9 protein-coding genes and 1 pseudogene are annotated in these 14298 nt (G+C 70.3%); 1 reads left to right on the forward strand and 9 read right to left on the reverse strand.

The window, feature by feature from the left end:
- Nucleotides 1-683: 683 nt before the first annotated feature.
- Nucleotides 684-1994, reverse strand: coding sequence for a lanthionine synthetase C family protein (locus ACZ592_RS35060; protein WP_471585757.1), 1311 nt, complete (start codon nt 1992-1994; stop codon nt 684-686).
- Nucleotides 1991-5167, reverse strand: a complete 3177-nt coding sequence (locus tag ACZ592_RS35065; protein WP_471585822.1) for a lantibiotic dehydratase — start codon at nt 5165-5167, stop codon at nt 1991-1993. The genes ACZ592_RS35060 and ACZ592_RS35065 overlap by 4 nt, the downstream gene beginning before the upstream one ends.
- A gap of 195 nt (nt 5168-5362) precedes the next feature.
- Between ACZ592_RS35065 and ACZ592_RS35070 the strand changes: the two genes are divergently transcribed.
- Nucleotides 5363-5506, forward strand: coding sequence for a hypothetical protein (locus tag ACZ592_RS35070; protein ID WP_471585758.1), 144 nt, complete (start codon nt 5363-5365; stop codon nt 5504-5506).
- Nucleotides 5507-5843: 337 nt separating this feature from the next.
- Here ACZ592_RS35070 and ACZ592_RS35075 read toward each other — a convergent pair whose 3' ends face one another.
- The 7 genes and pseudogenes from ACZ592_RS35075 to ACZ592_RS35105 form a co-directional block, all read right to left on the reverse strand.
- A complete protein-coding gene (locus ACZ592_RS35075; protein ID WP_471585823.1) occupies nt 5844-7433 on the reverse strand; it encodes an amidase family protein in 1590 nt (529 codons plus the stop codon).
- Between the two features lie 111 nt (nt 7434-7544).
- A complete protein-coding gene (locus ACZ592_RS35080) occupies nt 7545-7916 on the reverse strand; it encodes a VOC family protein (protein ID WP_471585759.1) in 372 nt (123 codons plus the stop codon).
- A gap of 281 nt (nt 7917-8197) precedes the next feature.
- Nucleotides 8198-8749 (reverse strand): EF-hand domain-containing protein, encoded by a 552-nt coding sequence (locus ACZ592_RS35085; protein WP_471585760.1) that lies wholly within the window; start codon nt 8747-8749, stop codon nt 8198-8200.
- A gap of 134 nt (nt 8750-8883) precedes the next feature.
- On the reverse strand, nt 8884-11196 hold the full coding sequence (locus ACZ592_RS35090; RefSeq protein ID WP_471585761.1) for a molybdopterin-dependent oxidoreductase: 2313 nt from the start codon (nt 11194-11196) through the stop codon (nt 8884-8886).
- A gap of 154 nt (nt 11197-11350) precedes the next feature.
- A pseudogene (locus ACZ592_RS35095) lies at nt 11351-11455 on the reverse strand (IS481 family transposase); the annotation flags it as partial.
- A gap of 228 nt (nt 11456-11683) precedes the next feature.
- Nucleotides 11684-12913, reverse strand: coding sequence for an IS701 family transposase (locus ACZ592_RS35100; RefSeq protein WP_471585762.1), 1230 nt, complete (start codon nt 12911-12913; stop codon nt 11684-11686).
- 74 nt (nt 12914-12987) lie between these two features.
- Nucleotides 12988-13956 carry a trypsin-like serine peptidase gene (locus ACZ592_RS35105; RefSeq protein WP_471585763.1) on the reverse strand — a complete coding sequence of 323 codons (969 nt, stop codon included), beginning with the start codon at nt 13954-13956 and terminating at the stop codon, nt 12988-12990.
- Nucleotides 13957-14298 lie beyond the last annotated feature (342 nt).

The raw sequence follows: 14298 nt of genomic DNA on the forward strand, positions 1-14298 counted from the left end.
ACCCACGACACGAACCCCACGGCATTTACCGCTCTCACACCCGACATCTGACCCCACGCGATCGAGCCAACGCGTGAACGGAGCTGGCACGCCACTCCCCCGACCGACCCCGTTCTCAGATGGCGCCGGCCGACACGGTCGCCGCGCAGTGATCCGGCTCCGCCGGTCGACGACGAGAGACAGCGCGGCCTCTCCCACGATGCACAGGCGCCTCTCCCACCCGCCCCCCGGCACCCCGGCACCCCGGCACCCCGGCACCCCGGCACCCCGCGGCCACTGTGCCCGCATGCCTGACGAGCAGACACCCGTAGACCAGGCCCTCCTCGCCTGGGACCGGATCGAGTCGTGGCTCGGGGAGCACGCCCCGCGCACCCACCGGCGTCTTCCCCCGCCCGCGACCGAGGCCGGGATCCGGGCCGTCGAGGAGGGCCTGGACCTGGTCATCCCCGCCGACCTCCGGGCGTTCTACCTGGTGAGCGACGGCACCGGCCGCGCAGCCGACTTCGACTGGCCGGCCTGGGACGGTCCGCTGCCGATTCCCGAGGACCAGTGGGATCCGGAGCGTGATCCCAGCGGATACCTGCTGCCGGCTGGGCACTGCCCCGATCCCTGCGGACAGGAGCTGACGCGGATCGACACGGCAAGAGGTGGTGACCGACGCCGACCTCGCGGAGGCGCGCCGCTCAGCACAACAACAGCGCCGCCTGCCACGGCAGTTCACCCAGCGGCGCGTCCGGGTTCGTCGCGAAGTGCAGGGCGAGCGCGGCGCCCGCCGCCCCGTCGAGGAAGCCGGGGCGGTGCACGACGGTGTCACCCCCGGGCTCGGCGGCGGGCCAGAGGTAGGGGTGTTCGGAATCGGCCGCGCGCGACAGGGCGTCGGTCAGCTCCGGAATGCGTGCCGTCAGCTCCGCTCCCCCGGGCTCACGGGCCATCAAGGTCACGATCGTGGTGAGCCCTGCCAGGCCGTGACAGAGGGTGGGGTCGCCGAAGGCCCGGGCCGTTCCGCCCGGCCGGTCGCAGACCGCGGCGACCGCCGCCACCGCCTCGTGGTTCCAGACGGGTTCCTTCAGTGCCAGTGCGGCCAACTGCAAGGCGCGGGCGACGCCGGGCGTGCCGTAGCACCAACCGGTGCGGGCCTCGGTCAGTTCGGTGCGGGCACCGGAGGCCGCCGCCAACTCCGCTTCCAGCGGCACGATGTTGGGCCAGCCGACACCGTCGGGGCTGCGGCGTGCAAGGAGCCACTCGGCGATGGTCCGGATGGCCTGCTCCTGGCCCGGTACGCGCACACCCGCCCGGTGAGCGAGGGACAGCAGCGCGAGCGGGCCGGGGATGCCGTGGGCGAGTCCGGCGTTGAAGTGTCCGCCGGGGACCCCGTCCGGCTCGCTGAGCAGGATCGGGTCACCGGTCCACCAGCCGGGCACCGTCCTGCCGCCCGGTTCGATGACCGTGCGGGTCAGCGCGACGAGGCGGGCGAGGACCAACTCGGTGGTCGCCCGGTGCTCGGGCCCGGCGGCCAGCAGCAGGCGGCCGATGCCGGACAGCCCGGCGACCACGTCGTATCCGGCCATCCTCGCCCCACCGGTGCCGGCCGCCGTCCGGGGCGCGTCCTCATCCACCAAGCGGCTTGCCAGCACGGCGACTTGGCTGTCCAGCTTGCCGAGAAGTGCCGCGTACTCGCCGGGGCGGGTGACGGCGGTCCTGGCGGCGAAGGCGACCGCGGGCAGCCCTGCGTAGAGCCCCTCTCGCGCGGGCCTGCGCACGCCGGCGACCGCCGCCGACAGGTGGGCGTGCGCGACCCTGGCGTACTCGGGCTCACCATGGGCGAGCGCCGCGAAGAGGAGCCCCACTCCGGCGTGGCCGTCCGCGAGGGACTGGGGGTGCCACAGCGAATGGGTCTCGGCCGATTCGGGGGTTTCGGCGGCGGCCACGCGTGCGGCCAGGGCGGCCGGGTCGGCCAGGCGCTCCGCGAGGCGCGTGACGGGGTTCTCGGTCATGCTCCGGCCCTTTCCCGGTCGAGGTGTGCCCGGACCGCGCCCCGGGCCACCGCCAAGGTCTGTGCCTCGGCCGTACGGTCCGTGCCCAGGCGACGGTTGCAGTGCATGTGGACGAGGGAGGCGAGCACCGCGTCCGGGGAGACGCTCAGCGCACCCCGCTCCTCCTCCGCGCGCACCAGCTCTCCGAAGCGTGCCGGGGCGTGGTGGTGGGGCAGCGCCACCGGATCCGGCAGCCCCTCCGGCGTGATCCTGGCGAGCGCCGCGCGCCTGCGTGCCGCGAATGCCTTGTGGTGCTGCTCGCGCTTGGGGTACGTATCCACGATCCAGCGTCGCCAGTCGCCGCCGTAACCCCGGTGGAAGGCCCGTACCAGCTCGGTCACGTCGTACGCGGTGGACAGGATCCGGTCGTCCGTGGGAGCCGCGAGCCGCTCGATCACCAGGCGGCTGTCCGCGTGGAACACGTCTTCGGCCGCGTCCAGGAGTGTCGGGCCGCCGTAGCGCTCGGTCTCCGGGGCATAGCTGTCGAGGCGCAGGCCCCGGGCGAGTCCGTCGGCCGCCAGTTGCCCGGCCAGGTCGTGGAGTTGGGGCAGGATGACGCCGTTAAGCAGCGCCGGGTCACCGTGCAGCCGCAGTCGCAGGTGCGGGGCCGGATCCGCGTACCGGATGAAGAACCAGCGGTCGACACCCACCGGCCCCGCGGGCGAGGAACCCACTTCGGTCAGGAAGCGGCGCAGCGGCCCGGTCAGGAGTTCGTCCTGCCGTTCGGCGGAGGTGTAGAGCGTCGCGTACAGCCAGGGGCCGCCGGGTGCGATCTCGGCGGGGCCGCGCCGCACCACCGGTCGCGAGGTGCGGGCGGGCGCCTCGGCCTTCCGCGGTCCGCAAGGCGTCAGGGTCACCACGGCCTCCGCCTCGTGGGCGCCGTCGGGTCCGTGCAGCCAGCCGCCGTCGGTGTCCTCGCCCAGGGGCAGTTCGTGGACCACGGCCGCGCCCTTGCGTGCGCATTCGCGGTGCAGGAGCTCCCGGTGCGCGGGGACGGTGAGGTTGAGGGGGATGCGGTGGTCGCCGACGGTGAGCTGGACGTGGTCGGGCACGTGCCAGAGGGCGCGCCACTCGTCGAGGGGCAGGCCGGTCGCGTCCAGGCGCCAGCGTGCCGGGCTGAGGACGGTGCGTCCGGTGCGCACGGCGGGCAGGAACGGCAGGTCCTCCGCGGCACCCCACTCCCACAGCCGCCACTGCTTGCGGCCGAACGCCGCGGCCTCGATGAGGAAGCGGACCGCGTTGGGCGCGGTCAGTTCGCGGTTGAGGACGTGGAGGGCCGACGGGGTCAGCTCGCGCCCCAGCTCCTCGGAGACGATCCGGAAGCCCTCGGAATCGGCGCAGACGGCGATCGAGTCGAGCGTGAGGTCGGTGACGCCGTGCGCGGCGGGGCCGGGGTGGGCGCCGACGACCAGGCGTCCGTCCAGCCAGGTCGGCACTTGGGCGACGTTGGCATGCCGGTGGTGTGAGGCCTGGTGGTGCACCTGGACGGGCAGGCGCCCGGTGGTCTGTCGCGCGGCCCGCACGGTGTGCCGGACCTCCTCGGTCTGCGCGGGCGGGAAGAGGTGGGCGAAGCGGCCCATGAGACCACCGGACGCGGTGGCCGCGCCGCCCAGGACGAGGGTGAAGTCGCCCCGGTCCACCGCGGCGGCCGATTCGGCGGCGATCTGCACGACGAGTTCGAGGGCGGCCGGCCGCGCGGTGTCGGCCGACTCGTCCCGGTCGGCCGTCTCGAACCTGCGCAGCCACCCCTCGTCCAGGGCGACTTCGCGCGCACCGCGCGCCTGCGCCTCGGCCGCGAGCCCGAGCAGCAGCCTCTGGCGTTCGGCCCCGAGAGGTGCGGGGCCCGGGTCGGGGCGGTGACTCGGGGGCAGCCGGTATCCGGCCGGGGCGCCGAGACCGATGTCGGGGTCGAGGAGTTCCTTGACGGGCACGTAGCGCCCGAGGCCGTACCGTTCCACGAAGTCCTGGTGGTAGGCGGTCAGGCGGCCCGGCCCCGGGGGCGAGAGGCGCCACAGTGCGGCGGCGGCCCGCTCAAGTTCCTCGGCGACCGAGCGCGAGAGGACGACTGTGCCTTCCAGGCGGAGGTCCACTTGGACGGCATGCGCCGGGGTGGCGGGTCCGGCAGGTGAGGTGGGGTCGGCGAGGGAGGCGGGACCTGTGGACGCACGGTCAAGTGCCTCGCGCCAGGAGGCTGTTCCCTCTCCGAGCGGTGTGCGGCGGTACGCGTCGAGGGCCTCGCGCAGTTCCGCCGTCCACCGGGCGGCGGGCGAGGCGGCAGGAAGCAGCGCCTGTACGTGGGCCAGTGGGTCGGGAGCGTCGAGCGGCGGGCGCAGCTCCGTCAGCAGCACCTCGGCTCCGATCAGCCGGCCCACGAGGTCGGCCACGGCACCTTCGGGAGCCGAGGGGAAGAGCGACTCGACCTCGCGCACCAGGTCGTCGCAGCGGACGGGCCTTGCGGCCGCCTCGACCACGGCCTGCACGACCGGGGTGTGACGGAGCGTCCGGGACGTGGGGCGGCTTTCCCCCTCCCCTCCCGAAGGGGCAGCGGAGCCGGCGGTGTCGGACCCCGGTCCGGCCGGGGCGAACGGCAGGACGAGGCGGCCGCCACGGACGAAGCACAGCCCGTTCACCACCACGCTGAGCCGCATATGTACGGCCGGGTCGCGCTCCCACACGGCGATCAGCCGGGCCAGCCAGCCGGCGTCGAGCCGTGCCGCCCGGTGCCCCGCACCGGTGAGCTCCCCCTTGGTGGCCTCGCCGAACGAGCCCCACAGAACACCCGCGAGCAGGCCGAAGGGGGTGGGCCGGGACGCGGCCCGCAGCAGATAGCGGGTCACTGCCCGATGGGCCTTGCGCAGGTCGGACGCGGATACGGGATCGCCGGCTAGGACGGCGTCGACGGTGCGGGCGAGCGACGAGCTGGAGACCGCCAGCGCCTCCTGGAAGCGCGCGTCGGCGAGGAGCTCCACGAGGTGGGCACGGAGCTCGCCGGCCTCTGCGCCGGTCTCGTCCGGCCCGGAAGCCCCACCGTCCCACCAGGTGGCGCGTCCCCTCGCCCGGGCCAGGAGCGGCGCCCTCAGCAGCACTCCGTCCGCGCAGCGAAACACCGGGAGCGGGCTTTCGTCGTGCCGCATCTCTGCCACGACCCCTCACTTGATGCACCATGAAACTGACTCGATGGTCCCCGAATGTTTCCCCCGGGAATGCCGACCACAGTAACCCCATGTGCACCTCCTCGTAAGTCTTGACTTCGTCCGCTATCCGTACCTAGATTCCGTTTCTGCCGCCCAAGGACGGCGATTCGACAGGTTCCACAGGAAGGAATTCCCATGTCCGAAAACATGACGCAGGACCTCTTCGACATCGACCTCACCGAGACCGCCATCCAGGACATCGCTCCCGAGGGCGCCGCTGGCGCCATCTCGGGCGACGAGTCCTGCTTCCGTACCTGCACGACCTGTTCGCTCTGCTGACGCAGGCGTAGTGAGGCCCGGTTCCGGCGGTACCCCCTACCGCCGGAACCGGAGCCGCGTCGAGGTGCTGCCCTTTCGGGCACGGAATTCGGTCCGCCAGGGCACGATCTCTCACCCTCCGCCACCTCAGCGTTGACGCGGCAGGAGTTTATCGGTGACGCTTTTCAGAGCTTCGATGGCTCTACGGATGAGACGACAGGGACACGCCACTTCGCCGAACACGAAACAGCCGGTTTCCCGCAATGCGCACACTCGCATGCGCGACGGGAATACCGGCTTGTCCGCGTTCTGAAGTTCTGGAGTTCTGAAGTTGTCCGTACTGGCTCTTAGATCACGTTCACCGCGTCGCGGCGGCCCCCACCGTCGGCAGGTAGCGCGGAGCGCGCCAGGCATTGAGCCGCTTCTCCACCCCGGCCCCCAGCGACAGCAGCTTGGCGTCCTGGTGGTCACCGGCCATCAGGAGCAGGCCGACCGGCAGTTCGTTCACGGATCCGGCGGGCACGGACAGGGACGGGTACCCGGCCACGGCCGCGGGGGTGGACGACGGGATGACGTCGTTGTCGCCGCGCGCGCAGTCGGTGGTCCACGCGGGCGGGTTCGTGGGCGCGGCCATCGCGTCCAGGTGATGCTTGGCCATGGTCTCGTCGATGGAGCGCCGGGAAAGATCCTTCAACTCGGCGCGCATCGCCAGGTACTTGGGATCCGAGGTGGACGGCGCGGCGAGCGCCTGCTCGAAGAGCTCCTGGCCCGCGAAACAGGTCTGCTCCGCGGGGTGGGCCCGGTTGAACTCGATCAGCGCGGCGAGGTTCCGGGGTCCCTTGCGCGTGCCGAGGTAGGCGTCGATGTCCCGGTGGAACTCGCTGAGCAGCGCCGGGAACTCCAGTTCGGCGAGTCGCGCCTGGTACGGGGGCGTCACCTCGACGACCTCGGCTCCGGCCGAGCGCAGCTTCTTCGCCGTACGGGTCATCAACGCGTCCACGTCGGACCCGAGCGACGGCAGCCGCCACAGACCGATCCGCTTGCCGCGGAGGCTCGCGCCGCGTTCCCTTTCCCACACCGCGCCCTTGCCCTTGCCCTCGCTCAGGACCTCCAGTGTGAGCGCGGTGTCGATCACGTTGCGCGCCATGGGGCCCGCGGTGTCCTGCTCCGCGGAGATCGGCACCACGCCCGACTGGCTGACCAGGCCGAGGCTGGGCTTGTGGCCGACGACGCCGTTCATCCCGGCCGGGCACACGATGGAGCCGTCCGTCTCGGTACCGATCGCCACCTGCGACAACGACGCGGCGAGCGCGGCGCCCGAGCCGGCGGAGGAACCGCAAGGATTCCGGTCCAGGACGAAGGGGTTGTTGGTCTGTCCGCCGACCGCCGACCACCCCGATGTCGGCTTCGCCGCGCGGAAGTTGGCCCACTCGGACAGGTTGGTCTTGCCGAGGATCACCGCGCCCGCATTGCGCAGCCGGGTCACCAGCGCCGCGTCGGTGTCCGGCGGGCTACCGGCGAGCGCGAGCGACCCGGCCGTCGTCGGCATGTCCCGGGTGTCCACGTTGTCCTTGAGCAGGACGGGAATGCCGTCCAAGGGCCCAAGTGGCTTGCCGTGCCGGTGCCGTGCGTCGCTCGCGGCCGCCTGGCGCAGCGCCGTCGGACTGGTCCGCAGCACCGAGTGAATCTTGGGATCGATCTTCTCGATCCGCCGCAGGTACGCCCGTGTCAGCGCGGACGACGTCAGCGACCCCTTCGCCATGCGCGCCTGCAGCTCCGGGATCGTCACGGTGTCCAGGTCGATCCCGGATGGGAGAGGTAAGTCGGTCGGCGCCGGCGGATGGCCGGCCCCCTGCCCGGGGGCCTGCGCCCCCGCGTTGGGTACGCCCGTCAGAAGGGCCCCCGTGACGAGGGCCATGGTGATTGCGGCAATGCTCCTTTTCCCCATGCGCATCAGCGGACTACACGGGCAGCGTCCGGCGCAAGAGCCGAAGGCCTCCTAGATCGTGAACAGGCCGTCAACGCCCCGGAACCGCACCGGCGGAGCCGCTCCCTGGCGTCAGGCGCGGCACAGGCAGAACGGGTGCCCCGCCGGGTCCGCGTACACCCGGAATCCGCGTCGCCCGTCCTGGTCGTCCAGATCCAGTGGCATGGCTCCGAGCGACAGCGCTTCGCTCTCGGCCGCGGCCATGTCCGTGACGTCGAAGTCCAGGTGCAGCTGCTGGGAGTTGTCGTCGGCGCGCGGCCACTGGGGCGGGCGGTGCTCCGGGACGCGCTGGAAGGCGATGCGGTGACCGCCGGGCACGTACAGGTCGTACCAGTCCTCGTCGTACTGCTTGATCTCGCCGCCGAGCAACGCGGCGTAGAAGCCGGCGAGCGCGACTGGGTCGGGGCAGTCCAGGGCGACGAGGCTGTAGCGGGCGACGGGCATGATGCGCTCCTTGTGCAGAGTGACGGATCGACAGTGGGACAGCGGCCCAGGGCCCTGGCCGGCTCCCGGTGGCGAACCGACGTCGAACACCTGGTCCATTCAGTCAACCAGCTAAGCGTGGAAAACCGACAGCCGCGGCGCACTGTCGCAGCCCGCCCCCGCAGTGCGCACGCTGCCACCCCACCACGCCCGACGCGCTGCGCGTGCCGCGCGACCCACGCGGCCGCCGGCCAAGAGGCAGGCCCTGGCATGAGCGCGGGTCGGGGGCGTATCCGGGACTGTCAGGCCGTGACCTTGCCGAAGATGTGGTTGGCGGGAGCCTCGGGGTCGTCGCCGTAGAAGAACTCTTCGAGTGCCTGATGGAACTCGTCACGGTCCAGTCCGCCGGAACCATCGAGGTCCAGAGCGGCGAAAACGGCGGCGCAGTCCTCGCCGGGGACGGCGGCGACCGAGTCGAACATCTGCTGGAACTCGGCCTGGTCGATCTTGCCGTCTGCGTTGAGGTCTACGAGGTCGAAGAAGCAGTTGGTGACCGGCGCGATCTGCTGCGGATAGAGCGCGCGGTCGACCAGGACCCTCTTGAAGCCTTCGGTCATCTCCCGCGCATCGACCCTCCCGTCACCGTCCTGATCCATCGGGGCGATGACATTCGACCAGAACTGGTCCATCCCCTCGGTGAGCCGGCGGACGGTCTCGGCATCAGCGGTGGTCTCGCGGGCGCTGATGTAACGCTCGCTCATCTTGCGGACGTCGTGCTGGGTGATGAACCCGTCGCCGTCGACATCGGCGCCCCTGAACCACTGGCCGTACTTGAGATCTTGGAGTGCAGTCATGACTGCGCACCGTATTCACGCGGTTACGGCGGTGCAAACGTCCGAGTGGAGGTTGGGCGCCGGTCGGACCTGCCGATCGAGCGCCCGACGAGGGTGAACACGGCAAACTCGCCCGTCGTCGAGTTGGCTTCGTTTCAGTGTTCGAGGTGTGGTGGTGTGAAGGCGAGTACCTTGTCGACCGGCCCGTCGTAGACCTCTACGTCGACGAGAGCACTGTGCGCACTGGGCCCCTGGGACAGACGTGAGCACCCGCGGTCCCCGGTGAGGGTGTTCGGGTTGCCGTGGCGGTCCATGGTTCCGCTCCGGCCCGCCTGGACCGGGTCCCACCACGCTCCGGTGGACAGCTGGATGACGCCGGGCACCACGGCGTCCGACAGGATTGCGCCTGCCAGGCAGCTGCCTCGGTCGTTGAAGACGCGCACGATCATGCCGTTCTCGATACCGCGTGATGCCGCGTCGTGCGGGTTGATCGTGACGGGCTCGCGGCCGTGGATCTTCGACTTGAGGCTGTGGCCACCGTTGTCGTACTGGCTGTGCAGGCGCGAGGCAGGCTGATTCGAGATCAGGTGCAGCGGGAAGCGGTCCGCCAGGTCGGCGCGAAGCCACTCCACGGGTTCGAACCACGTCGGATGTCCGGTGCAGTCGTCGTAGCCGAACGAGTCGATCTTCTCGGAGAAGATCTCGATCCGGCCCGACGGCGTCGTCAGGGGGAAGCCCCGCGGATCGGAGCGCAGTGCTTCGAAGCTGCCGGGAAACGGCCCGCGGAGTGTCGGCAGCTCGACACCGGAGGCACGTTGCCAGAAGTCGTCGAAGTCCGGCAGGGCCGCGTCGTCGCCGAGGTTCGCCCGTGTCTGGACATAGAGGTGCCGGACCCATTCGATCTCGGAACGCTCCTGGGTGAACTCGCGCTCGTAGCCGAGCCGGGCGGCCAGAGCGGCGAAGATCTGGTGGTCGGTGCGTGCCTCGCCGGCCGGCTCGCGTACCTTCGGCATCGCGACGAGGTGAGGGTCGGAGAACCCCGCGGCGAAGTCGTCACGTTCCAGGCTGGTCGCGACGGGAAGCACGATGTCGGCGAACTTCGCCGTGGTGTTCCACCAGGCCTCATGGACCACCACCGTGTCCGGACGCTGCCAGGCTCGGGTGAGGCGGTGGAGGTCCTGGTGGTGGTGGAAGGGGTTTCCTCCGCACCAGTAGATCAGGCGCAGGTCCGGCAGGGTCAGGCGCTGACCGTCGTAGTCGATGGTCGCGCCCGGTTCGAGCAGGGTGTCGGCGATCCGGGCGACCGGAATGAAGTCCGCAACAGGGTTCGCCACCCGAGGCATCGACGCCACAGACGGACGGCCCGGGGCAACACCGGTCGCGTCCATCGTCGCGTAGCCCGCGCCCCAACCACAGCCGGGCCGGCCCAGCGAACCCGCCATGGCCGCCAGCACGACCGACATCCAGATCGGCTGCTCACCGTGGTCCGCCCGCTGTATGGCGTAGTTGACCATGATGAGGGAACGCTGTGCGGACAGGCGGCGGGCGAGATCGGAGATCGCGTCGCGGCTGATGCCCGTGATCCTCGCGGCCCAGTCGGCGTCCTTGACGACGCCGTCCACGTCGCCGGTCAGGTAGGCGGCGAAACGGTCGAACCCCTCGCAGCAACGGGTGAGGAAGTCCTCGTCGTACCAGTCGTTGACCAGCATGGTGTGCGCGAGGCCGAGCATCAAGGCGGTGTCGGTGTTGGGTATGACCGGCAGCCACTCGGCGTCAAGGAAGTCGGCGGTGTCGCTGCGGATCGGGCTGACGTTCACGAACCGCACCCCGGCCTCGCGGCACTTCCGCTGCAGGTCCCGCGTCTGGTGCCGGGCCAGCCCGCCAGGATTGACCTGGCTGTTCTTCAGAGCCAGTCCCCCGAAGGCCACGACGAGCTCGCAGCTCTCGGCGATCTCGTCCCACATCGGCATCCGGGACTGGTAGCTCCACGGAGCCCCGCCGATCACATGCGGAAGGATGACCTCGAGAGCGGCGGTGCTGTACGTGTTGCGCGAATCGGTGTAACCCCCGCCCAACGCCAGGAACCGCTGGAGCTGCCCCTGCGCGTTGTGGAACCCGCCCGCACTGGCCCAGCCGTACGAGCCGCCGAATACCGCGCCGTCCCCGTACTGTGCGCGAACCCGGCGCAACTCCGCGCTCACCAGCGTGAGCGCGTCGTCCCAACCGACCTCTACGAAGGCGTCCGCGCCTCTGGCCGTTTCCTCGGCGCGAGGCAAGCCGTCGAGCCACCCCTTGCGCACCGCGGGACGCAGCACACGCGCACTGTCCTCAGCCGCCGTCACCATGCCCGGGCCGATCGGTGACGGCGCGGGATCATCACCCCGGGGCTCGATGCGCACCAGCTGACCCGAATCGACCACAGCTACGAAACTGCCCCAGTGCGTCGCCACCGGTATGCGTCGTTCCACCGTGCATCAACTCCATCCCTGAAGTCCTTCCGGCTCTCGGACAACGGCCGCTGCACCACAGGGGTTCCGCGTCAGTCAACGGGCCGCAGGACACAGGCTCCCCTGCCGAACGCTGCCCAACCCTGACGGCGCGCACGACTCCCACCGCCCCCACTCTGGGGGCCTGCGAGCGCGGTGTGGCTCCGGTGGCGATTCCTCCAGCAGGACGGCGATGGAAGCGTTTGACTTTGCCGTTGGTCTGGGGCCGGTAGGCGCGGGTCGGTTTGCCGTCACGCCGAGTCCGGCCAAGGCGGCTTACCAGGGCGGGCCCTTGCGGTAGGCCCAGGTGTCGGCGGTCAGGACTCGCTCAACGCCCTTCCTCTGGCCCGCAGGTGGCTAGTAGTGCTTCGTTAGGTTCTGGCTCTGGTGAGTGGTCGGCCGCAGGTGGTGCAGGTGCCGGTCCAGCACCGCAGCATGTCCTTCAGAGCGTCGAGGACTTGGTAGAGGCTCAGGCTGGAGTCGGTGCTTTTGGGTGGAGCCGCCGGAGGGTGAGGAAGGCCTGGGCGGCGGTGACGAGGGTGACGTGGTGGTGCCAGCCGCGCCAGGTGCGGCCCTCGAAGTGGTCCAGGCCCAGGCCGTGTTTGAGTTCGCGGTAATCGTGCTCGATGCGCCAGCGCATCTTCGCGAACCGCACCAGGTCGGCGATCGGGGTGATGGCGGGCAGGTTGCTCATCCAGAAACCGGTCGGCTCGCCGGCGCCGTCCGGCTGTTCGACCAGCAAGGTGTGCAGCGGCAGCACGCCGTTCCAGCAGGCACGTCCGCCAGCCTGTTCCTGGGCGGTTGCGCGGGCGAGTTTGCCCGCCGGCCGCACCGGGAGCACAGCGAAACGGGAGGTCATACGGCCCTTGCTGCCCTGGCGCCAAGTCACGTCCTCAAAGCGGGCAGAGGCCTCGACGGAATCGGCCAGAGTCTGGTGTGGTTCGCGGTAGCAGGACCGCGTCGGTGGCCCCAGCCCACCATAGGGCGGCCGATACGGCTCCGCCGCCTCCGGCTGGACGGCCTCCTTGGCCTCGACGGCCACCACATAGGACAAGCCGCGTTCCTCCAGGGCCTGCCGGAAGCCGACGCTGCGGCCGTAACCGGCATCCGCCACGATCACCGGCACCCGCTCCGCCGGACCCGACAGCTGATCGAGCAGGTCCAGGGCCAGCCGGGGCTTGGGGACATGCCTTACCTCGTCCGGCACCCCCGCCGCCCGCCTCCGGCCCGGGTCCTGGTCCCATTCCTCGGGCAGGAACAGCGCCCACTGCAGCGGACACGAGGCCGTGTCGGTGGCGGCACGCACGCTGACCGCGACCTGGCAGTTGGCCCGCTTGCCCACCGCACCGCAGTACTGCCGGGCCACTCCCACCAACGCCCTGCCGCACTTGGGAAACGACACATCGTCGATCACCCACACTTCGGGCCGGATCACTGCACACACTCGCTCAGCGATCCGCCGCCGCACCGGCGCCCAGTCCCACGGCGACTGGCTGACGAACTGCTGCAGTGCCTGCATGTTCCCGTCCGGCAGCCGATCCGCCATCGGCTGGATCGACTTCCGCCGCCCGTCCAGCATCAGCCCCCGCAGACAACACTCGCCCCAGCCCCGCTGGTCCTTGCGCGGCACCGAGGCGAACACATCCGCGACGAAGAGCTCCAACTCCACCCGCAGACGGCTCACTTCATGCGCATCCACACACCCAACATGCTCCTGATCAGCCCCAACGACCAGACCTAACGAAGCACTACTAGATCGTTACGGGACAACGCTCAGGAGTCTGAGATTGCCTGGTGCCAGGCGGCTTCTTCATGGGATCCGTAGAGGGGGCCGACTTCTCGGCTGGCGGTGCCGGTGTGACCCCGGATGACGCCGATGACCTTGTCCCAGTGGCCGGGCTGCGACTGGACGAAGAAGGGGCCTCCGGATGCTCCGCCGCCGAGGCGACAGTTCACAGCGATGCGGGTGGCGTTGTCCGGGTCGGGATAGCCGCCGGCATCCGAGCACGCGTACTGCTTCGACATGTCGCCCTGGCTGTTTCCGTAGCCGACGACGGTAACTCGCTGGTAGGGGCCGTCGTTGAAGTCGACCAGGTTCATGATGGAGACGTCACCGGCGTTCTGGCCACAGCAGTTCGGTCCCAGCGTCATGAACGCGGCATCGTGATTGCTGGGGTTCTGGGGGTCGTATCCCCGAGCAGCCACCCAACTGCGGAGCGGGAAGCTGTCGAAGGGCCGGTTCCCATCGACATAGGCGGGGACGTAGAGCGCGCTGACCACCGCTCCGTTCGAGTCGCTCAAACAGTGGGCGGCTGTGGCGGCCAGGTTCTTGTTGCGACCCCCCTCCACCGTCACCGCGGTGCAGCTGAAGTCCTGTTGCGGCTTGTGAATGAAGAGCCTGCCGACACTGCGTGCGTCGTGCCCGGCCAGCATCTGGGCCGGGGTCGCGGCAGCAGCCCGGGCCGGGGCGACACCGGCCGAAATAGTCGTGGTGGACGTGTCGGCCGCGATCGCTGCAGCCATGCGCGCTGGCGTCCAATAGGCGCGCACTGCCGTATCGGTGGCGCCGTGGTGGACGACGCCCGAACCGGCGCCGCTGGGGCTGACCACGGCCGGCACAGCTGAGACCGAGCCTTGGGAACCATCGGCGGCTGCGGACGGCGACGCCAAAAACGCCGTAGCCAGTGCAAAGGCCCCCACACATGCGGACCCTGCCTTCACCCTTGCCTTCTTCTTCCTCACCACGGGAACTCCTCGGCCTCCCGACGGCCTCAACAACCGCCAGGACACATCGATGTGAAGGACTCCGAAGCAATAGCCCACCGGGGGCTGGGGCCGGTACCACCCGAAGCTGAACGTACCCAACCTAGTCGTCACGATTGATGTCGTAGCCAGCCTTACCGGCCAAAACTTGGGCCAGACCCCCGAAGAGATGCTTGCAGACACCTTCCGCTCGTCAGCCGATTCGCCGAGGTGCGCAACGGACTGAAACCGGGGTGTTCGCGGCGCCCGGAATTCGTCCTGTGCGCGCGAACCCCTCGGATTCTGTTTCTGATCCAGAAGGCCGCTGTCCGGTCTTCACTG

It is taken from the genome of Streptomyces sp. NPDC040622 (assembly GCF_055593965.1).

Coding starts and splice junctions, on each gene's coding strand:
- ACZ592_RS35065 (WP_471585822.1), bottom strand. CDS start 5,167: ATGCGGCACGACGAAAGCCCGCTCCCGGTGTTTCGCTGCGCGGACGGA.
- ACZ592_RS35075 (WP_471585823.1), bottom strand. CDS start 7,433: ATGGGGAAAAGGAGCATTGCCGCAATCACCATGGCCCTCGTCACGGGG.
- ACZ592_RS35060 (WP_471585757.1), bottom strand. CDS start 1,994: ATGACCGAGAACCCCGTCACGCGCCTCGCGGAGCGCCTGGCCGACCCG.
- ACZ592_RS35070 (WP_471585758.1), top strand. CDS start 5,363: ATGTCCGAAAACATGACGCAGGACCTCTTCGACATCGACCTCACCGAG.
- ACZ592_RS35080 (WP_471585759.1), bottom strand. CDS start 7,916: ATGCCCGTCGCCCGCTACAGCCTCGTCGCCCTGGACTGCCCCGACCCA.
- ACZ592_RS35085 (WP_471585760.1), bottom strand. CDS start 8,749: ATGACTGCACTCCAAGATCTCAAGTACGGCCAGTGGTTCAGGGGCGCC.